Origin of the sequence: Falsiroseomonas sp. E2-1-a20, assembly GCF_051433195.1 — a bacterium.
Lineage (GTDB): Bacteria > Pseudomonadota > Alphaproteobacteria > Acetobacterales > Acetobacteraceae > Falsiroseomonas.
Genome location: NZ_JBHMFT010000010.1, coordinates 77,631 through 101,156, shown reverse-complemented (window position 1 = coordinate 101,156; position 23,526 = coordinate 77,631). Strand labels below are relative to the sequence as shown.

Genomic DNA, 23,526 nt, shown 5'->3' with positions numbered 1-23,526 from the left:
GTCATCCGCTGTTCAGCGCCCGCCACACCCGCTCCGGCGTCATCGGCAGCGCGACCTGCGTGACGCCTTCCCCGGCCAATGCATCCAGCACCGCATTGGCCAGCGCCGCCGGTGCGCCGTTGGTCGGCAGTTCGCCCACACCCTTGATGCCGAGGCGGTTGTTGGGCGAGGGCACCGGCACCATGCCATGCGCAAAGCCCGGCACGGCGTCCGCCCGCGGCATCGCGTAGTCCATCAGCGTCGCGCTCAGCAGCTGGCCCTCGGCGTCGTAGTCGGCCTGCTCCATCAGCGCCTGGCCGATGCCGGCCGCCCAGCCGCCATGCAACTGCCCGGCGAGCAGCACCGGGTTCACCACGGTGCCCGCATCCACCGCGGCGGCGTAGCGGTCCAGCACCACCAGCCCGGTCTCCGGGTCCACCTCGACCTCCGCCACCGCGATGCCGGCGGGCCAGGTCTCGACCGTGTCGGCGAAATCCGCGCGACCCTCCAGCCCGCCCTGCCGCGCCGCGACCGCCGCCAGGCCGATCCGCCGGTCGGTGCCCACCACCTCGTAGGCGCCATCGCGCCAGGCGACATCGACGGAGGCCGCCTCCAGCAGCTCCGCCGCCGCGGCGCGGCCCTGCTCGATCGCGGCCTCCGCCGCCAGCACCAGCGTGGTGCCGGAGATGATGGTGGAGGAAGACCCGCCGGTGCCGCCGCCGCGCGGGATGCGGTCGCTGTCGCCCTGCTCCACGGTGATCCGCGCGGGATCGACGCCCAGCGTTGCCGCCAGCACCTGCGCATAGGCGGTGGCGTGGCCCTGCCCCTGGCTCTGCGTGCCGGTGCGCGCGGCGATGCGGCCATCCGGCAGCACCTCGACCAGCGAGGTCTCGTCGCCCCAGCCGCCGGAGCCATGCAGGTGGCAGGCGATGCCGCGGCCGCGCCGCAGGCCCTGTGCCGCACTGGCCGCGCGCCGGGCGGCGAAGCCGGCCGCGTCGGAAAGCCGCAGCGCCGCATCGAGCAGCGCCGGGTAGTCGCCGCTGTCGTAGCGGTAGCCGAGCGCCGTCCGGTACGGGAAGGCCTCCGACCGCAGCAGGTTCAGCCGCCGCAGGTCCACCGGGTCGCGCCCGGTCTGCCGCGCCGCCGCATCCACCAGGCCCTCCAGCAGCACCAGCGCCTCCGGCTTGCCGGCGCCGCGCACGGCATCCACCGGCGCGGTGTTGCTGAAGGCGCAGCGCAGCGCGATGTGCGCGGCGGGAATGTCGTAGAGCCCGCCCAGCACCTTCGCCATGCCGCCGGTCGGGATGCTGGGATTCACGGTGGAGACCCAGGCGCCGAAATTCGCCACGCCCCGCACCTCGATCGCCAGGAACCGCCCCGCCGCATCCAGCGCCAGCGCCGCATCCGCCACCAGGTCGCGGGCGTGCGTGTCCGCCAGGTGGTGTTCGGTGCGGTCCTGCACCCAGCGCACGTCGCGTTGCAGGCGGGCGGCGGCGAAGCAGGCCAGCGCCTGTTCGGGATAGGGCGGCAGCTTCGGCCCGAAGCCGCCGCCGACATCCGGCGTCACCACCCGCAGCCTCTCCCGCGGCCAGTGCAGGATGTGGTCGCACAGGATGCGATGCAGCAGGTGGACACCCTGGGAGGGCGTGGTCAGCGTGACGCGGCCGCTTGCCGCATCCCACTGCGCCAGCGCCGCGCGGGTTTCCAGGAAGCCGGCCAGGATGCGCGGCGAGCGGTGGTGCAGCCGGGCGATGTGGGCGGCGCCGGCGAAGGCGGCGGCGACCGCCGGGGCATCGCCGCGCTGCCAGTCGCAGACCAGGTTGCCGGGGGCATCGGCGTGCAGCAGCGGCGCGCCAGGTTCCAGCGCATCGTCGCCGCGCACCACGGCTTGCAGCGGCTCGTAGTCGACCTCGACCGCCTCCGCGCCGTCGCGCGCCGCGGCCAGCGTCTCGGCCAGCACCATCGCGACGATCTCGCCGACATGCCGCACGCGGTCCTGCGGAATCGGCAGCCGCCGCGGCTCCACATGGCGGCGGCCGGCGGCGTCGCGGATTTCCGTCACCGCCGGATTGTGCCCGAGCCCCGCCACGTCCGACCCGGTGATCACCGCGACCACGCCCGGCAGCGCCAGCGCCGCCGCCGTCGCCACGTGCCGGATGTGGGCATGTGCGTGCGGCGATCGCAGGAACACCGCCTGCAGGGCTCCCGGCGCCGTCAGCCCCGCGGTGAACCGGCCGCCGCCGGTCAGCAGGCGCGGATCCTCCAGCCGCCGCAGCGGCGCCCCAAGTCCCGGCAGCACATCGAACGCCATGCGATCTCCACCCGAAGCCGGTGCCAGTTGCCAGCAAGGCCCAGTTGCCAGCAAGGCACGGACTCCCGCAAGGCCGGCGCAGGGCGTCGACGCGGGGCGCCGGATCGCCTTAGATCGTGCGCGGCGTATCGGCGCCGCCGGAGGATACGGCGTGCGTCCCCCCAACCCCTCGGTCGTGGCGAGCCTGCGGGCCTGGCATCCCGCGCCGCTGCCACGGGCCTCGCTGTGGCTGCACGGGCTGGGCGCGGCGACGCTGGCGGTGCAGCCGGGGCTGTGGCCGCAGGTGCTGGGCGTGCTGGCCTGCAACCACGCGCTGCTGGCCGGCCTGATGCACCCGCGCGGCACCCTGCTCGGCCCCAACCTGGTGCGCCTGCCCGAATCCCATGGCGACGCCGTCGCGCTCACCTTCGACGATGGCCCGGACCCGGAGGTGACGCCGCGCGTGCTGGACCTGCTGGAGGCCGCCGGCGCCCGCGCCACCTTCTTCGTCATCGGCGCCCGCGCCGCGCGCCACCCGGCGCTGCTGCGGGAGATCGTGGCGCGCGGCCACAGCGTGGAGAACCACTCCCAGACCCACCCCGGCCATTTCGCCGCGCACGGGTTGTGGGCGCTGCGGCGGGAGGTTGCGGCGGCGCAGGACAGCATCGCCGGTATCACCGGCATAGCACCGCGCTGGTTCCGCGCGCCGATGGGCCTGCGCAGCCCGCTGCTGGACCCGGTGCTGGCCGGGCAGGGGCTGCGCCTGGCGGCCTGGACCCGCCGGGGCTACGACACCCGCATCCGCGACCCGCAGCGCGTGCTGCGCCGCCTGGCGGGCGGCCTGGCCGGCCGGGATATCCTGCTGCTGCATGACGGCAACGCGGCGCGCGACCCCTGGGGCCGGCCGGTGGTGCTGTCCGTGCTGCCGCCGCTGCTGGCCCGCATCCGCGCCGCGGGGCTCAGCGCCCTGTCCCTGACCACCGCCGCCGCATGAGCCAGGGCAGCCGCACCAGCATCCCGAGCACCAGCCGGATATGCATCGCCGTCAGCAGGACGTTGTCGCGGCCGTATTTGAAATGCGAGACGCCGCCCTCATCCGGCGCGAGGTAGCGCACCGCCGCCGGCAGGTTCACGATCGGCAGCCCGGCCCAGGCCAGCCGCACCGCCGCCTCCGGGTCGAAGTCGAAGCGCCGCATCCAGCGGTGGCCCTGCATCACCCGCAGCAGCGGCGCGATGGGATAGACGCGGAAGCCGAACAGCGAATCGCCGATGCCGGCGCCGAGCGTCTCGACATTGGCCCACCAGTTGGAAATCCGCCGCCCGCGCACCCGCAGCAGCGGCGCCTCCGGCCCGAACACCGGCCGGCCGAGGATCAGCGCCTCCGGCTGCGCCGCCGAGGCCTGCATGAAGCGGCCGATGCTGTCGGCGGGATGCTGGCCATCGGCATCCATCAGCAGCGCATGGGTGAAGCCGGCGGCGTGGGCCTGCACCAGACCGGCCAGCACCGCGGCACCCTTGCCGCCATTGGCGGGCAGGGAGAGGATTCGCAACATCGGGTCGCCGGCCATCGCCTGGCGCAGCAGCGCCTCGCTGCCATCGGTGCTGCCATCCACCACCACCCAGACCGGCGCCCAGGCGGCGCGCGCCGCCCGCACCGTCTCCACCAGCTTCGGGCCGGTGTTGTAGCTCGGGATCAGGACCAGCCGGTCGGAATCGGGGTCTTGCATCAGGCTGCGGGTGCCTGCGGCAGCTCGCGGCGGAAATGCTGTTCCAGCCGCGCCACGCCGGCATCCGCATCGGCCCCCACCTCGAAGCGCTCGCCGAGCCGGACCCGGTAGACCAGCGGCAGCACCGGCCGGCGGAACAGCGGCCAGCCGCGGCTGAGATAGGGGCTGTCCGCCTCGATCAGCACCGCCTGCACCGGCGCCCCGGCGGCGCGTGCCATCAGCGCGAAGCTGCGGTGCAGCCGGTCCACCGGCGGGCGCCCGGTGCGCGAGCCTTCCGGGAAGATCAGCAACTGGCTGCCGCCCCGCACCGCATCCGCGGCCCGCCTTATCATCGGCAGCGGCGCATCGTTCGGCATGTAGCCGGCCATGCGGATGCCGCCCCCCAGCGTCCAGCTGCCCCACAGCGAGGCCTTGGTGATGCACACCACGCGCGGCAGGCGGGAGATGATGAGCACCGCGTCCAGCATCGTCGGGTGGTTGGGCGCGATCACGATGCCGCCATCCCGCCGCAGCGCGTCCAGGGCGCCGAGGTCCACCCGCAGCACGCCCGTGGCCCGCATGACGAACAGGAACCAGCGGAACCCGGCCATGATCATGAACTGCCCGATGCGCTCCCCCGGCCGCCGCGGCACGATGCGCACCAGAAGCGAGGCCGGCAGGCTCCAGGCCAGGCAGCTCAGCAGCCAGACCAGCACGCAGACATAGAATGCGACGCGGTAATAGGCGGCGAGCCACCAGCCCTGTTTCGGCCTCGGCTCGGGTCGCGCCGGGGCCGGTTGGACGCCGGCCTCCGTCTTTGTCATTGTCATGCCGCCGCGTGATGAAGTCGGGACCGAAGTTTACAGGATGGCCGGTGAACCAGTCCAGCAACCCCGGATGAACAAGCCGGTCCCGCCCCACGCGCCACTGTTGAATTATTACGAAGCTCCTGCGGAACGTTCCGATTTCGTGCGGAACTTGTTCAACCGCACCGCCGAATCCTATGATGGCATCAACGCCGCCTTCGCGCTCGGCTCCGGCCCGTGGTACCGCCGCCGCGCCCTGCGCCAGGCCGGCCTCGCCCCCGGCGCACGGATGCTGGATGTCGCCATCGGCACCGGGCTTGTGGCGCGGGAGGCGGCCGCAATCCTCGGCGGCACGCGGGACCTGGTCGGCCTCGACCTCAGCGAGGGCATGCTGGCGGTGGCCCGCCGGCAGCTCGGCCTGACCCTGGTGCAGGCGCGGGCGGAGGCGCTGCCCTTTGCCGATTCCAGCTTCGACTTCGTCAGCATGGGCTACGCGCTGCGCCATGTGGCGGACCTGTCCGCGCTGTTCGGCGAATTCCGCCGCGTGCTGCGCCCCGGCGGCCGGGTGCTGGTGCTGGAGATCGCCCGGCCGGAGGGCCGCCTCGCCCATGCCCTGCTGCGTGGCTACATGGGCGCCGTGGTGCCGGCGCTGAGCCGCCTGTCGGGCCGCGAGTCGGCCACGCTGATGCGCTACTACTGGGACACGATCGAGGCCTGCGTGCCGCCCGCCGAGATCATCGCCCGCCTGGGCGAGGCCGGGCTGGCGCAGGTGGGCTGCGCCACCGAACTCGGCATGATGCGCGCCTATTCGGCCCGGTGCCCCGGGTGATGTCCGGGATGAACCAGCCGGGCCTCCTGGCACTGACCGGGCAGGTGGCGGCGCGCTACGACGGCGCCTCCCGCTACGCCCGCAACTTCGTCCGCGGCAAGCTGCTGACCGACCCGGCGACGCCGGCCATCCTGCGCCTGGCACGGCAGGCCGGCGGCTTCGGCGTGGTGGCCGACCTCGGCTGCGGCCGCGGCCAGGTGGGCCTGGCGCTGCTGGAGGCGGGGCTGGCGCAGGCGGTGCACGGCCTGGATCTCGACCCCGGCAAGATCGCCGATGCCCGCCGCGCCGGCGCCGGACTGCCGGCGGATTTCGCGGTGGCCGATCTCGGCCGCGCCGCCGTGCCGGACTGCGACACCGCGCTGATCTTCGACGTGCTGCTGCAAATGCCGGAGGAGGCGCAGCGTGGCCTGATCGGCCGCATGGCCGAGGCTGCCCGCCGCCGCATCGTCATCCGCGCCTTCGACCCGGAGTGCGGCTGGCGCGCCGGGCTGGGCCGCGCCATGGAGGAAGCCGGCCGCCGCCTGCGCCGGGACGGTTCCGCCTTCCGCCCACTGCCGCTGGCGGCCATCGCCGGTCCGTTGCGAGAGTGTAATTTTCGCGTCAGTGTCGCGCCCTGCTGGGGCTGGACGCCCCTGCCCAACGTGATGCTGCTGGCGGAGCGCGAATGTCCCTGAAACACCTGCTGATCGTCACCTGTCTGGTCGCCACCCTACCGGTTTCGGCGCAGGAGGTCCGCCGCCCGCTGCTGGAGGCCGGCGCCTTCGCCGGCGTCGGCCTGCTGCCGGACTACCCGGCCTCCGACCGTGCCGAGCCGCGCGCCCTGGCGCTGCCCTGGCTGATCTATCGCGGCGAAATATTGCAGAGCGACGAGCGCGGCCTGCGCGGCCGGCTGCTCCGCAGCGCCGATTTCGAGCTGACCTTCAACGCCAACGGCGCCCTCGGCAGCCGGTCCTCCGGCGGTGCCCGCGCCGGGATGGACGACCTGGACCCCATGGGCGAGGTCGGGCCCTCGCTGCGCTGGGTCGCCTGGCGTGACACCGCGCGGCTGACGCGCCTGGTGCTGGAGGCGCCGGTGCGCGCCGCCTTCACCACCGACTTCTCCCGCATCCGCCACCGCGGCTTCGTCTTCGCACCCGAGATTTCGCTGGAACGCACCGGGTTGTTCCAGGGGCTGTTCCAGGGGCTGCTCCGGACGGAGGGCGGCGCGGACCGCGCCCGCATCGGCCTCGGCCCGGTGTTTGCCACCGGCGGGGTGATGGATGACTGGTACCGGGTCCGGCCGAGCGAGGCGCGGCCGGGCCGCCCGGCCTACGAAGCCGAGGGCGGCTTTCTCGGGATGCGCCTGCAATTCTCCTACCGCGTGCCGGTGACGGACCGCATCTCGCTCACCACCGGCGGGCGGGTGGAGAATTTCGCCGGCGCCGCCAATGCCGAAAGCCCGCTGTCGCGGTCCGAATGGAACGCCACGCTGGTCGGCGGCATCTCCGTCTCGCTGTACCGAAGCACTGCCACAGTTGCATCCGGTGCGGAGCCCTATGACTGAACGTCAGCTTGTCCGGTTGTCGGCACCCCTGCTATCTCAGCCTGCTGCATCAATTGCGGATTTGTGTTCCTGATCGTTTGGAAGACTGATCCATAATTCGAGTTCAATCTTCTCTGGGGGAGGCAATCGGGATGAGCATGGTTGGCAGTTCGGCCGTGGCGGAGCCCGATCTGGCGCTGGAAGCCGACCTGGCGCGGCTGATCGTCAGCGCCCTGTCGCTCGAGACGACGGCGGAGGAGATCGCACCGGAGGCGCCTTTGTTCGGGGCCGGCCTCGGCCTCGATTCCATCGATGCGCTGGAACTCGCCCTCGCCGTGTCCAAGGCCTATGGCGTGCAGCTTCGCTCGGACGATGAGCGCAACCACCGCATCTTCGCCTCGCTGCGCAGCCTCGCCGCGCATATCGCCGGGCACCGGACCCGCTGAGCCGGATGGCGTCCGGCACGCGGCGGCTGCTGTCCGGGTCGGCGGTCTGGCTGCTGGCCGTGGCGGCGGAGATCCTGGCGGGCGGCGTGCTGGTCTGGTGGGCCGGGCAACAGGGGCCGGCGCTGGTCGCCGTGCTGGTGAACCTGGCGGTGGCGCTGCGCTTCGCCCTGACACTGCGCCCGGGCCAGGTGCCGCTGATCACCCGCTACGCCCGGTGCGACGTGGCCGGGCTTCCCCAGCATGGGGAGGGCTACACGCGCGCGCTGACCGCCTTCTGGGGATGGGTCCTGGCCGGCTTCGCGCTGCTGCACGCGCTTGCCATGCTCGGCTGGTGGACCACCGCCGCGCTGTCGCTGTGGCAATCCGTCGCCTGCCTCGCGCTGTTCCTCGGCGAACACGCGCTGCGCAGCCGCCGCCTGCCGGAACTCGGCCGCGCCACGCCCTGGCGCACCTGCCGCGCCGTGCTGGCCTACCATGCCGCCTGACCTGCTGACCTCCCGCGACGCGACGGAGATCATTTGCCATCGCGACGGCGAGGCGGTGACGGTGGGCCGGTTCCTGGCGCAGGCGGCCACGCTCGCCGCGCGTCTGCCGGAGAACGGCCAGGCGGTGAACATCTGCGCCGACCGCTACGCCGCCCTGGTCGGCTTCGCCGCGGCGCTGTGGCGCGGCCACCCGACGCTGCTCGGCGCCCGGCCCGGCGCGGCGACGCAGGCCGAAGGCGCCTACCTGCTGGCCGATGCGCCGCAGCCCGAGGCCGCGCTGCCGGTGGTCCTGGTGGACCTCGCATGCGGCTCCGGCGAGGTTCGCGCGCCCGCCATCCCGGCCGACCGCATCGCCGCCATCGCCTTCACCTCCGGCTCCACGGGTGCGCCGACCGCGCATCCGAAACCCTGGGGCTCGCTGGTGCTGGGTGCCGCTGCCGCCGCCGCGCGCTTCGGGTTGCGCGCGCAGGATGGCCCGCCCGCCAGCCTGGTCGCGACGGTGCCGCCGCAGCACATGTACGGCTTCGAGACCACGCTGATGCTGCCGCTGCACGCCCATGTCGCCATCCATGCCGGCGCCAGCTTCTTCCCCGGCGACGTGCTGGCCGCGCTGGAAGCGGTGCCGCCGCGCCGCATCCTGGTCACCACGCCGCTGCACCTGCGCGTTCTGCTGGCCGAGGGCCGCCGCCCGCCGGACCTCTCGGCCGTCATCTCCGCCACCGCGCCGCTGTCGCGGGAGATGGCGGAGGCGGTGGAGCGGGACTGGGGCGCGCCGATGCTGGAGATCTACGGTGCGACGGAAGCCGGTTCCATGGCCAGCCGCCGCAGCGCCACCGAGGACGACTGGCTGCCCTACGAGGGCATCACCATCCGGCCCGGCTTTGCCGAGATTCCCGGCCTGGGCCTCATTCCCCTGTCGGATGCGCTGGAGCCGGTGGGGGAGGGGCGCTTCCGCCTGCTCGGCCGGGTCGCGGACCTGGTGAAGCTGGGCGGCAAGCGGGCCTCCCTGGCCGAGCTCAACCGCGTGCTCGCCGCCGTGCCGGGGGTGCAGGACGGCGTCTTCCTCGCGCCGCGCGACCTGGAGCGCAATCCGGCGGCGCGGCTGGCTGCCATCGTCGTCGCCCCCGGCCGGTCGGCCGCCGACATCCTGGGCGCGTTGCGCGGCCGGCTCGACCCGGCCTTCCTGCCGCGCCGGCTGGAGATGGTCGATGCCCTGCCGCGCGACAGTTTGGGAAAACTGCCGCGCGAGGCGCTGGCCCGGCTGGTGCAGGAGGAGCCGTGATCTTCCGCGTCCCGCCCGACCATCCGGCCCTGCCCGGGCATTTCCCGGGGCGGCCCATCGTGCCCGGCGTGATGCTGCTGGATGCAGTGCTGCGGGCCGTGGCGGACACGGGAAGAACCGCACCGACGCGGCTGCTGCGCGCCAAGTTCCCGGCGCCGGTCCTGCCGGGGCAGGAGGTCGAAGTCACGCTCGACCCGCGCGGCCCCGATCGCCTCGCCTTCACCTGCCGATGCGCCGGCACCACCGTGCTGCTGGGGGAGCTGGGATGGCCGACGCCGCCCTGAACCCGGCGCCAGATTGGGTGCGCGCCCCCGAACGCGGGAACAACTTCTGGCTGCGGGTGATGATCGGCATCACCCGCGCCCTCGGCTGGCAGGCCGGCCATGTGCTGCTGTATCCGATCACCGCCTATTTCCTGGCCTTCTCGCCGCGGCAGCGGGCGTCGGCGCGGCAGTATCTGGGCCGCGCGCTGGGGCGGCGGGCGCGCCTCGCCGATCTGTGGCGGCTGTACTTCACCTTCGCCGCGACGATCCTGGACCGCGTCTGGCTCGCCTCCGGCCGCACCCGGGATTTCGCCATCACCGTGCACGGGCTCGATGCGCTGCGTGCCCGTGTCGAGGCCGGGCAAGGCTGCCTGCTGTTCGGCGCGCATCTCGGCAGCTTCGAGGCGCTGCGCGCCATCGCCGATGCCGGCTGCCCGGTCGAAGTGTCTGTGCTGATGCATGAGGCGAATGCGGCGCGGGTGAAGGCGGTGTTCGACGCGCTGGGCGGTCCCGGCCGCGCCGCCGCCATCATCCCGCTCGGCACGCCCGAATCGATGCTGCGGGTGCGGGAGGTGCTGGAACGCGGCGGCCTGGTCGGGCTGCTGGCGGACCGGGCCCCGGCCGGGCAGCGGCTGCACCGGGCAATCTTCCTCGGCCACCCCGCGCCGCTGCCGACCGGCCCGCATGTGCTGGCGGCGGTGCTCGGCGTGCCGGTGATGCTCGCCTTCGGCCTCCGCACCGGCAAGCGCCGCTACGAGGTGCATTTCCGCGAGTTTGCCGAGCGCGTCGCCCCCGCCGGCCGCGCCGGCCGCGATGCCGCCGTGGCCGCCTCCGTCGAGGCCTATGCGCGGGAGCTGGAGGCGATGTGCCGCGCGCATCCCACCAACTGGTTCAACTTCTACCCGTTCTGGCACGACGCATGAGGGCCGGCCGCCGCGCCCTGCTGCTGCTGCCTTTGGCCGGCCCGGCCCTGGCCCAGGACGCGCTGGCGGAGGTGATGCGCGCCCTGGCCGCCGTGCGCGAACGGCGATCCCGCTTCACCGAGGAGAAGCTGATCCCGGAACTCGACATCGGCCTGCCCAACGAGGGCACGCTGCTGTGGGTGGCGCCCGACCGGCTGGAGAAGCACACCACCTGGCCGATCGACGAGGTCCTGGCCGTGCAGGACGGCCAGCTGCGCTACGAGCGGCGCGACCGCGGCGTGCAGCGCGACTTCGCCCTGGCGGAGCAGCCCGAGATGGCCGCGCTGGTGGAGGCGATCCGCGCCACGCTGGCCGGCGACCTGCCCGCCCTGCGCCGCCACTACGATGTCGCGTTCCGCGGCCCCCCCGCCGCCTGGACCCTGGTGCTGACGCCCGACGCGCTGCGCCTGCGCGGCGCGGTACAGCGTATCACCATCACCGGGGAGGGCGCGGAGTTGCGCGGCGTGGACACCGAGGGCGGCGGCGGCGTCACCCGCATGCGGATCACGCCCAGCCCGTGACCCGCATCCTGGCCGTCCTGCTGCTGCTGGCGGGCCTGACCGGCGCGCTGGCCTGGGTCGCGCCGCCGCGCGCCGACCTCGCCGAGTTCCTGCCGCCGGGCGAGACGCCCGCAACCCGCTTCCTGTTCCGCGAGCTGCAATCCGGCGCCGCCACCACCCTGCTGCTGGCCGCCATCGAGGGCGCCCCCCGCCCCGAACTGGCCCGGGTCTCCCGCGAGACGGCTGCCGGCCTGCGCGAATCGGGCCGGTTTGCCTTCGTGGGCGATGGGTCCGTAGCGCTGGGCGAGGCGGAGCAGGATTTCCTGTTCCGCCACCGCTACCTGCTGGCCGAGGCCGATTTCACCGCCGCCGGCCTGCGGCCGAAGCTGGAGGCGCTGCTGGACGGGCTGCGTTCCGCCGCATCGCCGCTGCTGGCGCGCTTCGGCTTCGCCGACCCGAACGGCGCCTTCCTCGGCCTGGCCGCCACCTGGCTGGGCGAATCCCGCGTCGCCACGGTGGATGGAGCGTGGTTCGCGCCCCAGGATCCCCCACGCGCCCTGCTGGTGGCGCGCGGCCAGGGTGCCGGGCTGGATGCGCCGGCACAGCGGGAGGCGATGGCCGCCTTCCACGCCGCCTTCGCCGCCGCCAACCCGCCCCCCGGGGCCCGCCTGCTGCTCAGCGGTCCCGGCGTCTTCGCGGCGGAGGCGGCGGAGAGCATCGAGCGTGACGTGACGCGCGTCAGCCTCGCCGCGACGCTGCTGCTGGCGGGGTTCCTGTTCTGGCGCTTCCGGTCCGGCGTGCTGCTGGCGCTGGTCGCGGTGCCGCTGCTGGCGGCGCTGCTGGCGGGCTATGCGGCGACGGTTGCGATCCATGGCCATGTCCATGCCATCGCGCTCGGCTTCGGCGTCACCATGCTGGGCGTCGCGGTGGACTACCCGCTGCTGCTGCTGACGCTGCGCCGGCCCGACGAATCGCTGGGCGCGGCCGCCGCGCGCATCTGGCCGACGCTGCGGCTGGCGGCGGCCGCCGCCGCGGCGGGGCTGCTGGCGATGCTGGGCTCCGGCCTGCCGGGCCTGGTGCAGACGGCGGTGTTCGGCGGCGTCGGCCTGCTGGCCGCGGCGGCCACCACGCGCTGGCTGCTGCCGCGCCTGGTGCCGGCGGAGGCGAGGATGCTGGCGCGGCCGTTGCCGGAGGCGCTGCAATCCGCGCTGGCCGCCCTGCGCGGCCGCCGCAGCCTTGCCTGGGCCTTGCTGGGCGCTGCCCTGGTCGTTCTGCTCGCCACCGGCGGCCCGGCGGCGCAAAGCGACCTCGCCGCGCTCAGCCCGGTGCCCGCCGCGCAGCAGGCGCTGGATGGCGCGTTGCGGCGGCAGCTCGGCGCGCCGGATGTGCGCAGCCTGTTCGTCATCGGCCCCGCCGCATCGGAGGCCGACATGCTGCGCCTGTCGGAGGCGCTGGCCACCGCCGTGCAGCCGCTGGTGGCCCAGGGCCTGCTGACCGGCCTCGACCTGCCCAGCCGCTACCTGCCCAGCCCGGCCACCCAGCTTGCCCGCCAGGCCGCGCTGCCGGAGGCCGCGAGCCTGGACGCCGCGCTGCGCGAGGCCGCCGCCGGGCTGCCCTTCCGCGACACCGCCTTCCGCCGCTTCACCGAGGCGGTGGACGCGACCCGCGCCTTGCCGGTGCTGGACATCGCCGCGCTCGCCGCCGGCGCGCCCACCATCGCCGCGCGGCTCGACCCGCTCATCACCCGGCACGGCGCCGAGGTCTGGGGCATCGCGCCGGCCACCGGCGTCACCGATCCGCTCGCCCTGGAACGGGCCGCCGCCGCACTGCGCCTGCCCGGCGTGCTGTTCCTCGACGTGAAGCTGGAGATGGAGCGCCTGCTGGCGGGCTACGGCCGCGCCACGCTGGGCTGGGCGCTGGCCGGGGGCGTGCTGGTGGCCGGGCTGCTGGCACTCGGCCTCGGCAGCGTCCGCCGCGCGGTGCCCGTGGCGGCGCCGATCGCGGGCGCGGTGCTGGTGGCGCTGGCGGTGCTGACGCTGGCGGGGGAGGCGATCAGCCTGTTCCACCTGGCCGCCCTGCTGTTGCTCGCGGGTCTGGCCATCGACTATGCCCTGTTCGTCGCGTCCGAAGATGAATCCGCAGGAGCCGTCTTGAACTGCGCCGTGTCCACGCTCCTCACCTTCGGCCTGCTGTCCCTGTGCGCCACGCCGGTGCTGCACGGCATCGGCCTGACCGTCGCCGCCGGCGTCGCCGCCGCCTTCCTGCTGGCGCTGGCGCTGGCACCCCGGGTTGGGCGCGCCTGATGTTTCCCTTGAGGATCAGCGCCGGCACCGCCGTCTCGGCACTCGGCGCCGGCATCGCGCCGATGCGCGCGGCGCTGCAGGACCGGCGCGGCGGGCTGGCGCCCAACACGTTCCCGGGCGCGCCGCCGGGCATCTGGACCGGTGGCGTTGCCGGGCTGGACCAGGCCGCGCCGCCGGCGGACCTCGCTGGCTTTGATTGCCGCAACAACCGCCTGGCGGAACTCGCACTGCGCAGCGATGGCTTTGCCGAGGCGGTCGCCGGCGCGGTGCGGCGCCATGGCGCGACGCGCATCGCGGTGGTGGTCGGCACCAGCACCGCCGGAATCGAGCGCACCGAGCAGGCCTTTTGCGCCCGCGTTTCCGGCACGTCGGAACTGCCGGCCGATTTCGACTATGCCCGCACCCACGACCTGCAGGCGCTGCCGGCCTATCTGCGCGCCCGGCTCGGCCTGCGCGGCCCGGCGCTGTGCGTTTCCACCGCCTGCACCTCCGGCGCCCGGTCGCTGATGGAAGCCGCGAGCCTGATCGCCGCGGGGGTGGTGGATGCGGCGGTGGCCGGCGGCGTGGACAGCCTGTGCCGCCTGACGCTGCACGGCTTCGCCTCGCTCGAACTGCTCAGCGCCGGGCCCTGCCGGCCCTGCGCCGGGGATCGCGACGGCATCAGCATCGGCGAGGCGGCCGGCCTGGTGCTGCTGGAACGTGCCGACGCGGCAGCCGACGGCCCGTTGCTGCTGGGCGCCGGCGCCAGCAGCGACGGCCACCACATGTCCTCCCCGCACCCCGAGGGCCTCGGCGCGGTCGGGGCCATGCGGGCGGCGCTGGAGGCCGCGGGGCTGGCCCCCGGCGAGATCGACTACGTCAACCTGCACGGCACCGGCACGCGGGCCAACGACGCCATGGAGGACCGTGCCCTGCACCATGTCTTCGGCACCGGCGTGCCCTGTTCCTCGACCAAGGGCTGGACCGGCCACGCCCTCGGCGCCTCCGGCGCCATCGAGGCGCTGGTCGCCGCCATCTGCCTGGAGGAGGGCCTGGTGCCCGGCTGCCTCGGCATCGAGGCCGCCGACCCCGAGTTCCGCAGCGACGTCGCGACCACGAACCGCCGCACCACGGTGCGCCGGGTGATGAGCAATTCCTTCGGCTTCGGCGGCAGCAATTGCAGCCTGGTGATCGGCCGCGGATGACGGATTCGATGCAGTCCGAAAAGCCCTCTCCCCCCATCGGGGGGAGAGGGTTGGGTGAGGGGGGCTTTCGGCGAAGCGGCCGAGGTCGGAAAGGCAAGTACCTCCGGCTCCCAGATACCCGGACCGCCCCAGGCGTCACGGCCCCCCTCACCCCACCCTCTCCCCCCGTTGGGGGTAGAGGGCTTTCCGCCCTCGCCCAGCCATGAAGTGCTTCCTCGGTGCCGTCTCCGTCTTCGGCCCCGGCCTGCCCGGCTGGGCCGCCAGCCGCGCCATCCTGGCCGGGACACAACCCTGGGCGATGGCCGAGGCGCTGCCGCCCGCCCCGGCCATCGTTGCCCCCGGCGACCGCCGCCGCGCCGGCGCCACCACCCGCTTCGCCCTGGCCGCGGCCTCCGAGGCCACCGAGGCCGAGCCGGACCGCGCCGCCCTGGAAACCTTCTTCGCCAGTGGCAACGGCGACGGCGCCGTGGTCGGCGGCATCCTGGACGCGCTGCATGATGCGCAGGGCGTCGTCTCCCCGACGCAGTTCCACAATTCCGTGCACAACGCGGCGGCCGGCTACTGGCACATCGCGGTGGGGTCCACGATGCCCTCCGTCAGCCTCGGCGGGCATGACGGCGCCTTCGCGGCGGGGCTGCTGGCGGCGATGGGCGCGGTGGCGACGCGCGGGCGCGCCGTGCTGCTGGTGGCCTACGACACGCCGATGACCGCGCCGCTGTCCGGCGTGCGGACCACCGCCTTCCCCTTCGCCACCGCCTGCCTGCTGCGCCCGGCGGCGGAGGGTGCGCAGGCGATGCTGGAGTTGCGCTACGTCGCCGAACCGGCGCCGGAGACGACCCCCGCCGATGCGCTGGACGCGCTCGCCCCCGGCAACCCCGCCGCCCGCGCCCTGCCGCTGCTGCGCGCGGTCGCCGCGGGCCGTCCGGCGCAGATCCGCCTGCCGCTGCTGCCCGACGCGCATCTGGACCTGCGCGTGACCCCATGCTGATGCCGGACCATGCGGCCATCGCGCGGCTGGTGCCGCACCAGGGCGCCATGTGCCTGCTCGACCGCGCGCTGTCCTGGGATGCCACGACCATCCTCTGCGAGACCGACCGCCACCGCGACACAGCCAACCCGCTGCGCCGCGACGGCATCCTGCCGGCCATCTGCGGCGTCGAATTCGCCCTCCAGGCCATGGCGCTGCACGGCGCGCTGACGGCCGGCGCCAGGCAGCCGCTCGGCTTCGTCAGCAGCCTGCGGGAGGTGGCGCTGGACGCCACGCGGCTGGACCACCTGACCGGCCCGCTGCGCATCGAGGCCGAGGCGCTGGTCGCCGAATCGGGCGGCTTCATCTACCGCTTCGCCATCTCCCACGCCGGCGCGGCCCTGCTGCACGGCCAGGCGGCCATCATCCTGAGCACGCCCGCATGATGCCCCGCCGCGCCCTGGTGACCGGCGGCGCCAGCCCGATCGGTGCCGCCATCTGCCGCCGCCTCGCGGCCGAAGGGCACGAGGTGCTGGTCCACGCCCATGCCGGCCTGCCCCGGGCCGAGGCGCTGGCCGCCGCGATCCAGGCCGGCGGCGGCCAGGCGCGTGCCTTCGCCTGCGACCTGACGGACATGCCCGCCACCGGCACCTGCCTCGAAGCGTTGCTGGTCGCCGGCCCGGTGCAGATCCTGGTCCACAATGCCGGCACGCATGACGACGTGCCGCTGGCCGGCATGTCGGAACAGCAATGGCGCAGCGTGGTGGATGTCTCCCTGAACGGCTTCTTCGCCGCGCTGCGCCCGCTGATCCTGCCGATGATCGCGACGCGCTGGGGCCGCGTGGTCGCGATCTCCTCCATCTCCGGCCTTCTTGGCAATCGCGGCCAGGCGAACTACGCGGCGGCGAAGGCGGGGCTGATCGGCGCGGTGAAGTCGGTGTCGCTGGAATATGCCTCCCGCGGCGTCACCGCGAATGTCGTGGCGCCGGGCATCATCGAAAGCCCGGCCGTGGCCAGCGCCATGACGCCGGCGCGCATCGCGGAGCTGGTGCCGGCGCGGCGGGCCGGGCGGCCGGAGGATGTGGCGGAACTGGTGGGCTTCCTCGCCTCCGACCGCGCCGGCTACATCAGCGGCCAGACCATCGCGGTAAGTGGCGGGCTGGGCTGAAGCTGGAGCGTGATGACTTGAGGCCGCTACGGCCGAAAAGTCTGAATCACACGACCGGACAATGGCAATGAAGCCTGGTGCGTGAGCGAAGCTCAGCGCACCGGGCTTCATTGCGTGCGGTTGCGCACCCAGTCGCCGGCGCGGCCGACCGCGGCGCCGGTATCGTTGGCGGCGCGGCCCACGGCCTCGCCCGTGCGGCTGCCGGCACGGTCCAGCGCCTCTCCGGTCCGTGCCATCGGGCGGCTTCTTTCGCAGGCCGCCAGCGTCACCAGGCAGAGGGTGGCGAGCAGGATGGGGCGCATGGTGCTGGAGTCTCCGTGAGGGGTGGTGGCCTGACCCGCCGCTTCACTCGGCCGCGACGGCAACGGGCGTCGGCGCCGGCCGCTTCTCCGGCATCTCCGGGCCCAGCCCGAAGCGGTGCAGCGCGGACAGCACGTGGAACACGGCCTTGAAGGACAGGATCGGCACCACCGCCCGCAGGTCGACACGCAGGTTTCCGGCCAGCATGTTGATGATGCCGTCGCGCATCCACAGCGTGTTGCGCGGCGCCATGAACAGGGACCGCATCACCGGGTCGTTGATCCGGTAGATCAGCCAGCCGATCCGGTCCATCGCGCGGGCCAGTTCGCGGTTGGTGCGTGCCGCAAGCTTCCGGCCACGCACCGGGTCATCCAACCAGGCATCGGCGGCCTCCGCGCCCAGCTCGCCGGCCGTCATCGCCATCAGCACGCCGGTCGAGAACATCGGGTCGACGAAGCCGAAGGCGTCGCCGATCATCAGGAAGCCCTCGCCATGGCCCTGCCGCGCCCGGTAGCTGTAGTTGCCGGTGCTGTAGACCTCGGAGACCATCTCGGCGCCGCGCGCCCGTGGGGCCACGGTCGGGCTGCCGGCGATGCGGGCGGCGAACAGCTGGGCGGCGGTGCCGCTTCGGCCTTTCCAGGCATCCTGGTTGCCGACGAAGCCGATGCTCATCAGCCCGTCCGGCAGCGGGATCAGCCAGAACCAGCCATCCTCCGCCAGGTGGATGCTGATATAGCCGTCCAGCTCCCCCTCCCGCCGCTGCACGCCGCGGAAATGCGCGTAGGCGGCGGCGGTGTTGTTGTACTTGTTGGTCTCCTTCAACCGCATCCGCCCGGCCAGGAAGGTGTCGCGGCCCGAGGCATCCAGCACGTAGCGCGGGCGAAACTGCACAGCAGCACCCGATGCATCCTGCGCGGTGACGGTGGCACGCTCGCCCGCTGCGCCGAAGGCGACCTCGGTGACCTTGGTGTTCTCCAGCGCCGTCGCGCCGCGCCTGCGCGCATTCGCGAACAGCAGCGCATCGAAATCCGCCCGCTTCACCTGCCAGGCATGGGTGCGGGCCTTGTTCAGCGCCTGCGCGAAGGGAAACGCCGCGCTGCGGCCGGTGCGGTCGGAGACGAATTCGGCGCCCGGCTTGTGCACGCCGATCCGCCGCACCTCCTCCAGCACGCCGAGGCGCTCCAGCACGTCGAGGTTGCGTGGCAGCAGGCTCTCGCCGATGTGAAAGCGCGGATGCGCCTCCTTCTCCAGCAGCACCACCTGGCGGCCCGCCATCGCAAGGTGCGTGGCCGCGGTCGACCCGGCCGGGCCGCCGCCGATGACGAGGACATCCGTTTCGTGCGCGTCGTGCATGCGCCGCAGCCTCCCTGTCCGCGCATCCCGCGTCAACATGCGGTGGAACCCGCGCGCGGCTGGGGCTTTTCGCCGGCATGACCCAGCAGCCCGACCCGGACACCATCCGCCGCGACTTCCGCGAGGCGGTGAACATGACGCCGGCCGAACTGGAACGCTGGCTGGCCACGGAGCAAAGCCAGTCCGTCGGCTGGCAGCACGAGGGCGAAGCGGAATCCGTCGGCCACCAGTCCGGCCGCCGCATCGTCGAGATCCTGCGCTGCCGCCAGGCGGAGCTGACGGAGGACGACCTCGCCCATATGCGCAAGCTCACCGGCTACGTGCATCGCCACCGGACCCAGGGCGGACCGGCGGAGGGGGTCGAATCCTCCCGCTGGCGCTACAGCCTGATGAACTGGGGTCACGACCCGTTGAAGAAACGCAACTAATGTAAAGACGTTCATTCCGCCCAGGATCGGCAAACCGCGGCGCCTCGTGGCCCGTTGGCGGCTGATGAAGCTCGCCACGCCACACGCCGCGCCGCGACCTCCTGCCCGAGCCAACGCGACCTTCAGCGCCAATCTCGATGCCTGGCGCTTCATCCTGATCGTGCTGGTCGTCCTGAACCACGTCCTCATCATGCAGGAGGATGTCCGGGCCGAGGGCTCGGCGCTGGAGCGTGGCATGGTGGCGCTGACACGGGCCGCGGTGCCGGCGCTGAGTGTCCTGTCGGGCTACCTGCTGGCCAGTTCGCGCCGAGTGCGGCTGCTGGACCTGGTGGGCCGCAAGGCCCGCAGCCTGATCCTGCCCTTCCTGGTCTGGAACACGGCCGCCGTCCTGCTGCTGCTGGCCGCGAACGAGGTCTGGCATTTCTGGCCGGACTGGGATCTGGCCCGGCAGAGCACCTACCGGCTGGTCAACAGCCTGACCGCCTTCCATGGCGCACCAGGCAATGCACCGCTGTATTTCCTGCGCGACCTGTTCCTGTGCTTCCTGGCCTTCACCCTGCTGCGCCGCGTCGTCGCCACCCCGGCCGGCTATTCCCTGGTGTTCGCCCTGGTGCTGGGCAACTACGCCTTTGGCCTCGACGGCCGCATCATCCTACGCGACACCATTCCGCTGTTCTTCCTGATCGGGATCGGCCTGCATCTGTTTCCGGCCGTGCTGGCCGCCTGCGCCCGCTGGACGTTGCCGCTGGCGATCGGCGCCCTGGCGGTGCTGCCGGCCTGGGCCTTCGGCGGCACCTGGTGGGGCGAGCCGTCCCTGCTCGAGATCGGCACGCTGACGGTCTTCGCCGCCCTGGTGGTCGGCCTGGCGCAGCGGCTGCGGCCGGAAGCCTGGCTGTCCGATTGGGGGCGCGGCTACAGCTTCATGATCTTCCTGTCGCATTGGTGGACGCTGCGGCTGCTGGACCAGGGGCTTCGCGCCGTGGGCGCGCCCGATGCCGTCTTCGATGCGCTGGCCGCGCCGCTTGCGGTGCTGGTCGGGATTGTCCTGGCGCAGCTGGTGACGCTGCTGCCGGGTTCCGTCGCCGCCGCGGTGTCCGGCGGCCGTGTCGCACCCGGCCGCGCCTGGTGGCCCCGCCTACACGAGGCGCGGAGCTAGCGCCTTCGTGCATAGGCCGCGCCTGCTTTCAATGATCCGTTTGGTGCGCCGGCTTTCGCTTTCGTCAGATTTCACGAGGTTACCCCCCGCGAATGGCAGATCAGCATCCCGCATCCCCGCATTCCTCCCCGCGCATCGGCGAACTCGATGCCCTGCGCGGCATCGCCGCCCTGGCCGTCGTGCTGTTCCACTACCTCGACCGCTACGACGAGTTGCACAGCCATGTGACGGAGCCGCTGTTCTACATCCCCTGGGGTGCGCGCGGCGTGCAGCTGTTCTTCGTCATCAGCGGCTTCGTCATCTTCATGACGCTGCAGCGGGCGCAGCGGCCGATGGATTTCGTCGTATCGCGCTTCTCCCGCCTGTATCCGGGCTACTGGGTCGCGATCCTGGTGACGACGTTCACGGTGCAGGCGCTGGAGGTCGGCTACTACCAGCGGCCGATGCTGGACGTGGTGCTGAACTTCACCATGCTGCAGAAGCTGTCCGTCATCCCGGCCGACGACATCGAGGGGGCCTACTGGACCCTGTATGTCGAGCTCTGGTTCTACGTCGCCATGCTGGCGCTGTTCACGCTCGGCCTGCTGCGCCACATCGAGGCGTTCCTGCTGCTGGGGCTCGGCATGGCGCTGGTCTGGTGGGCCGGGGAGGAATGGGGCGGCGGCGGCTTCTGGGGCTGGAACCTGACCACCACCTTCGAGCTGGTTTTCAACCAGATCCCGTTCTTCGTCATCGGCATCGGCCTTTATCGCATCCACGTGGGCGAACGCCCGCGGATGGCGATGCTGATCATCCTGGCGGCGCTGGCCTGCATCACGGTGCTGCATCCGCTGGAGTACCTGGGCGCCGCCCTGGTCTCCATCGCAGCCTTCGCCCTGGTCCTGACCGGGCGGGCCGGCTTCCTGCGCCAGCCCGTGCTGATCTGGCTCGGCGCCATCTCCTACAGCCTGTACCTGGTGCACAATTTCGCCGGCCGCGCGCTGATCCTGCGGTTGCAGGAGGATGCGGGCTGGACGGCCAATGCCTCCGTCGGCGCGGCGCTGGCGGCGTCCCTGCTGATCGCGACCGTGCTGACCTGGGGGGTGGAACGCCCGGCGCAGCGGCTGATCCGGCGCGGCTACGCCGCCTGGCGCGGCCGGGCCGGGCGGGCGCAGCCTGATCTTGCCAAGGTTGGGGCCAAGGTTGGGGCCAAGGTTGGGGCCAAGGCCGGCTGAGGCCCGCTCAGGGCCGGCCTGCGGTCAAAGCAGGCTGACGCCGGCCAGTGCCACCGCCGCGATCAGCAGCGACAGCACCACGCCGAGCCCGAGCGGCCGCAGCCCACGCCGGCCCAGCGCCCGCAGGTCGGTCGCCAGGCCCAGCGCGGCGACGCTCGCCGCCATCAGCAGCGGCACCAGCCAGTGCGACGCATCGGTGGCCAGCGCCGGCACCAGCCCGGTGGAGGCCAGCCCGACCATGCCGAGGAAGCCGAAGGCGAACCACGGCACCTGCACCTTGGTGGCGGTGCCCTGCGCCGCCGCGCCGCGCGCCACCCACCAGCCCAGCGCCATGATGGCCGGCGCCAGCAGCATCACGCGCGCCAGCTTGGTGACGGTGCCGGCCTGCGCCGCCTCCGGCCCGCCCGCCGCGGCGGCGCCGACGGCCTGCACCACCTCATGCAGGGCAGCCCCGGCCCAGATGCCGTATTGCGGCGCGGTGAGGCCCAGCGGCGCCGCCAGCACCGGCAGCAGCACCAGCCCGACCGATCCGCACAGGGTGATGACCGCCAGCGCGTAGGTCACGTCCTCGTCCTTCGCGCGCACCACCTGGTTGGCGGCGACGATGGCGGAGGCGCCACAGATGCCGGTGCCCATGCCGAGCAGCATGGCCAGCCCCGGCTGCACCCCCATCCTTGCGCCGAGCCACACCGCCGCCGGCACCGTCACCCCCACCACGGTGACGGCCAGCGCGAGCGCCCCCGGCCCGAGCGCCAGGACCTCCGCCAGCGTCACCTGCAGGCCGAGGATCACGATGGCGAAGCGCAGCATCGGCCGGATGGCGAAGGACAGGCCGGGTTCGAGCCGCTTCTGTTGGCCCCAGGCCGCGCGGATCGCAAGTCCCGCCAGCAGCGCCAGCACCACCGGGTTTAGGGCTGCGATGCCGGAGGCGCGGCGCAGCCAGACGGCGACGACGGCAATGCCGAGGCACAGCGCCAGGCCCGGAAGTTTCGGCCGAAGATTCGCAAGATGCGAGGCGGGCCGCGGTGGTGCAGTGCCGTCCACGAGGATACTCCAAGCCCAGTACCAGCCTTGGAGCCAGGAAGGGACGCGATGCCGGCCGGTATAGGCCCGCCCCCCCGGCCGGCCAACCCGGCGGCGATGGACTCGGCCCCGATTTCCCGGCATGCCCAGGCCACCCGGACCAGCGTGGCGATGAGGCAACAGGACCAACCCGATCCCGCCGCCCTGCTGCCCGCCGCGGTCGGCGTCACCCTCGGCGCGCAGGCGCTGGTGGTGCTGGCGTCCCTGGTGCTGCCGGTGATCGGCGCGCTGGTGCTGCCGGCGATGGGGCTGCCGCAATCCGCGCTGGGCTGGTACGCCGCCGCCCTGTTCGGTGCCGGCGCCGTCTCCACCCTGCTGACGCCACCGCTGGTGGCGCGCCTCGGGCCGGTGCGGGTGCACCAGGCGATGCTGGCCTTCGCGGGATCGGGGCTGCTGGCGATCGCCTCCGGCCAGGCCGCGGCGCTGCTGCCCGGGGCGGTGCTGATCGGCCTCGCCTACGGCCCGGCCAATCCGGCGAGTTCCGCCCTGCTGGCCAGGCTGGCGCCGGCGCGGCTGCGCAACCGGGTGTTCTCGATCAAGCAGGTGGCGGTGCCGATCGGCGGTGCGGCGGCCGGGGTGCTGGTGCCGGTGCTGGCGGCGGCCTTCGGCTGGCAGGCGAGCGTCGCTGGGCTGGGCCTGCTGCTGGGCATCGCGGCGCTGGTGATCCAGGCCTGGCGCCGGCGGCTGGATGCCGGCGCCGGCGCCACCACCGGGCCGCGCCTCGCCCTTTGGGCGCCGCTGACGGCGCTGGCCGAGGGCGGCGCGCCGCTGCGACTCGGCGCCACGGGGCTGTGCTTCGCCTGCGTGCAGTTCAGCTTCTCCGCCTTCCTCGTCATCGTGCTGGTCGGCGTCGCGGGGTGGACCATCGCCGCCGCCGGGGTGGTGCTGACCACCGGCCTGCTGGTCAGCATCGCCGCCCGGCTGGCGTTGGGCTGGGTGGCGGACCGGGTGGCGCCGGCGCGGGTGCTGGCCGGGCTGGGCGTGGCGATGGCGGCGGCCTGCCTGTCCGGCCTCGCGCTCGGGCCCGGCACGCCGGCGCTGGCGGTACATCTGGTGGCCGGGGTGTTCGGCTTTGCCGCCTTCGGCTGGAACGGCATCTGCCTGGCGGAGGCGGCGCGGATGGCGCCGGCCGGGCAGGTCGCCGCCGCGACCTCCGGCACCATGACGATGATCTATGGCGGCGCCTGCCTCGGCCCGGCGCTGTTCGGCGCGGCGCTGGCCGGCGGCGGAGGCGCGACCTGGGGGCTGCTGATCCTGGCGGGCTTCGCGCTGGCGCCGCTGGCCTGGCTGCGCTGACGCG

At 73.5% G+C, this 23,526-nt stretch carries 25 protein-coding genes; 19 read left to right on the top strand and 6 right to left on the bottom strand.

Annotated features, from left to right (window positions below; all coding sequences use genetic code 11):
* Position 1: 1 nt before the first annotated feature.
* Positions 2-2,290, bottom strand: a complete 2,289-nt coding sequence (locus tag ACFHPP_RS14140; RefSeq protein WP_437163890.1) for a xanthine dehydrogenase family protein molybdopterin-binding subunit — start codon at positions 2,288-2,290, stop codon at positions 2-4.
* A gap of 151 nt (positions 2,291-2,441) precedes the next feature.
* On the opposite strand from ACFHPP_RS14140, the gene ACFHPP_RS14135 reads away from it, so the two are divergent.
* On the top strand, positions 2,442-3,263 hold the full coding sequence (locus ACFHPP_RS14135; protein ID WP_437163889.1) for a polysaccharide deacetylase family protein: 822 nt from the start codon (positions 2,442-2,444) through the stop codon (positions 3,261-3,263).
* On the opposite strand, the gene ACFHPP_RS14130 is transcribed toward ACFHPP_RS14135, so the two are convergent.
* Together ACFHPP_RS14130 and ACFHPP_RS14125 are read right to left on the bottom strand one after the other, a co-directional pair.
* Positions 3,229-3,996, bottom strand: coding sequence for a glycosyltransferase family 2 protein (locus tag ACFHPP_RS14130; RefSeq protein ID WP_437163888.1), 768 nt, complete (start codon positions 3,994-3,996; stop codon positions 3,229-3,231). The genes ACFHPP_RS14135 and ACFHPP_RS14130 overlap by 35 nt on opposite strands.
* On the bottom strand, positions 3,996-4,799 hold the full coding sequence (locus ACFHPP_RS14125; protein WP_437163887.1) for a lysophospholipid acyltransferase family protein: 804 nt from the start codon (positions 4,797-4,799) through the stop codon (positions 3,996-3,998). The genes ACFHPP_RS14130 and ACFHPP_RS14125 overlap by 1 nt, the downstream gene beginning before the upstream one ends.
* Positions 4,800-4,944: 145 nt before the next feature.
* Between ACFHPP_RS14125 and ACFHPP_RS14120 the strand changes: the two genes are divergently transcribed.
* The 14 genes from ACFHPP_RS14120 to fabG all read left to right on the top strand — a co-directional run bounded on the left by ACFHPP_RS14120 (position 4,945) and on the right by fabG (position 16,692).
* The gene (locus ACFHPP_RS14120) at positions 4,945-5,610 is read left to right on the top strand and encodes a class I SAM-dependent methyltransferase (RefSeq protein ID WP_437163886.1); all 666 of its coding nucleotides are present in this window, start codon (positions 4,945-4,947) and stop codon (positions 5,608-5,610) included.
* An 8-nt stretch (positions 5,611-5,618) separates the two neighbouring features.
* A complete protein-coding gene (locus ACFHPP_RS14115) occupies positions 5,619-6,284 on the top strand; it encodes a class I SAM-dependent methyltransferase (RefSeq protein WP_437163885.1) in 666 nt (221 codons plus the stop codon).
* Positions 6,275-7,153 (top strand): MipA/OmpV family protein, encoded by an 879-nt coding sequence (locus tag ACFHPP_RS14110; protein ID WP_437163884.1) that lies wholly within the window; start codon positions 6,275-6,277, stop codon positions 7,151-7,153. The genes ACFHPP_RS14115 and ACFHPP_RS14110 overlap by 10 nt, the downstream gene beginning before the upstream one ends.
* Positions 7,154-7,284: 131 nt before the next feature.
* On the top strand, positions 7,285-7,578 hold the full coding sequence (locus ACFHPP_RS14105) for a phosphopantetheine-binding protein (RefSeq protein ID WP_437163883.1): 294 nt from the start codon (positions 7,285-7,287) through the stop codon (positions 7,576-7,578).
* Between the two features lie 5 nt (positions 7,579-7,583).
* Positions 7,584-8,063 (top strand): hypothetical protein, encoded by a 480-nt coding sequence (locus ACFHPP_RS14100; protein WP_437163882.1) that lies wholly within the window; start codon positions 7,584-7,586, stop codon positions 8,061-8,063.
* A complete protein-coding gene (locus ACFHPP_RS14095) occupies positions 8,053-9,345 on the top strand; it encodes an AMP-binding protein (protein ID WP_437163881.1) in 1,293 nt (430 codons plus the stop codon). The genes ACFHPP_RS14100 and ACFHPP_RS14095 overlap by 11 nt, the downstream gene beginning before the upstream one ends.
* On the top strand, positions 9,342-9,629 hold the full coding sequence (locus ACFHPP_RS14090) for a hypothetical protein (protein ID WP_437163880.1): 288 nt from the start codon (positions 9,342-9,344) through the stop codon (positions 9,627-9,629). Before ACFHPP_RS14095 ends, ACFHPP_RS14090 begins: the two co-directional genes overlap by 4 nt.
* The gene (locus tag ACFHPP_RS14085) at positions 9,611-10,531 is read left to right on the top strand and encodes an LpxL/LpxP family acyltransferase (RefSeq protein WP_437163879.1); all 921 of its coding nucleotides are present in this window, start codon (positions 9,611-9,613) and stop codon (positions 10,529-10,531) included. The genes ACFHPP_RS14090 and ACFHPP_RS14085 overlap by 19 nt, the downstream gene beginning before the upstream one ends.
* Positions 10,528-11,091, top strand: coding sequence for a LolA-related protein (locus ACFHPP_RS14080; RefSeq protein ID WP_437163878.1), 564 nt, complete (start codon positions 10,528-10,530; stop codon positions 11,089-11,091). Before ACFHPP_RS14085 ends, ACFHPP_RS14080 begins: the two co-directional genes overlap by 4 nt.
* Positions 11,088-13,373, top strand: a complete 2,286-nt coding sequence (locus ACFHPP_RS14075; RefSeq protein WP_437163877.1) for an MMPL family transporter — start codon at positions 11,088-11,090, stop codon at positions 13,371-13,373. Before ACFHPP_RS14080 ends, ACFHPP_RS14075 begins: the two co-directional genes overlap by 4 nt.
* On the top strand, positions 13,373-14,557 hold the full coding sequence (locus tag ACFHPP_RS14070; RefSeq protein ID WP_437163876.1) for a beta-ketoacyl-ACP synthase: 1,185 nt from the start codon (positions 13,373-13,375) through the stop codon (positions 14,555-14,557). The genes ACFHPP_RS14075 and ACFHPP_RS14070 overlap by 1 nt, the downstream gene beginning before the upstream one ends.
* Before the next feature lie 202 nt (positions 14,558-14,759).
* Positions 14,760-15,545: a beta-ketoacyl synthase chain length factor gene (locus ACFHPP_RS14065; protein ID WP_437163875.1), complete on the top strand. Its 786-nt coding sequence runs from the start codon at positions 14,760-14,762 to the stop codon at positions 15,543-15,545.
* A complete protein-coding gene (locus tag ACFHPP_RS14060) occupies positions 15,545-15,970 on the top strand; it encodes a phosphotransferase (RefSeq protein WP_437163874.1) in 426 nt (141 codons plus the stop codon). The genes ACFHPP_RS14065 and ACFHPP_RS14060 overlap by 1 nt, the downstream gene beginning before the upstream one ends.
* Positions 15,967-16,692, top strand: coding sequence for a 3-oxoacyl-ACP reductase FabG (gene fabG / locus ACFHPP_RS14055; protein WP_437163873.1), 726 nt, complete (start codon positions 15,967-15,969; stop codon positions 16,690-16,692). The genes ACFHPP_RS14060 and fabG overlap by 4 nt, the downstream gene beginning before the upstream one ends.
* A gap of 107 nt (positions 16,693-16,799) precedes the next feature.
* Here the strand turns inward: fabG and ACFHPP_RS14050 are convergent, their stop codons facing one another.
* Positions 16,800-16,994: a hypothetical protein gene (locus ACFHPP_RS14050; protein WP_430670464.1), complete on the bottom strand. Its 195-nt coding sequence runs from the start codon at positions 16,992-16,994 to the stop codon at positions 16,800-16,802.
* Between the two features lie 43 nt (positions 16,995-17,037).
* Complete coding sequence (locus ACFHPP_RS14045; protein WP_437163872.1) at positions 17,038-18,345, bottom strand: NAD(P)/FAD-dependent oxidoreductase; 1,308 nt, start codon at positions 18,343-18,345, stop codon at positions 17,038-17,040.
* 77 nt (positions 18,346-18,422) lie between these two features.
* On the opposite strand from ACFHPP_RS14045, the gene ACFHPP_RS14040 reads away from it, so the two are divergent.
* From ACFHPP_RS14040 to ACFHPP_RS14030, 3 genes are all read left to right on the top strand, one after another.
* Positions 18,423-18,773, top strand: coding sequence for a DUF3140 domain-containing protein (locus tag ACFHPP_RS14040; protein WP_437163871.1), 351 nt, complete (start codon positions 18,423-18,425; stop codon positions 18,771-18,773).
* 64 nt (positions 18,774-18,837) lie between these two features.
* Positions 18,838-19,929 (top strand): acyltransferase family protein, encoded by a 1,092-nt coding sequence (locus ACFHPP_RS14035; protein ID WP_437163870.1) that lies wholly within the window; start codon positions 18,838-18,840, stop codon positions 19,927-19,929.
* Positions 19,930-20,021: 92 nt separating this feature from the next.
* Positions 20,022-21,143 carry an acyltransferase family protein gene (locus ACFHPP_RS14030; RefSeq protein WP_437163869.1) on the top strand — a complete coding sequence of 374 codons (1,122 nt, stop codon included), beginning with the start codon at positions 20,022-20,024 and terminating at the stop codon, positions 21,141-21,143.
* A gap of 24 nt (positions 21,144-21,167) precedes the next feature.
* Here the strand turns inward: ACFHPP_RS14030 and ACFHPP_RS14025 are convergent, their stop codons facing one another.
* Complete coding sequence (locus ACFHPP_RS14025) at positions 21,168-22,187, bottom strand: YeiH family protein (protein WP_437163868.1); 1,020 nt, start codon at positions 22,185-22,187, stop codon at positions 21,168-21,170.
* Between the two features lie 150 nt (positions 22,188-22,337).
* On the opposite strand from ACFHPP_RS14025, the gene ACFHPP_RS14020 reads away from it, so the two are divergent.
* On the top strand, positions 22,338-23,522 hold the full coding sequence (locus ACFHPP_RS14020; protein WP_437163867.1) for an MFS transporter: 1,185 nt from the start codon (positions 22,338-22,340) through the stop codon (positions 23,520-23,522).
* Positions 23,523-23,526: the final 4 nt, after the last annotated feature.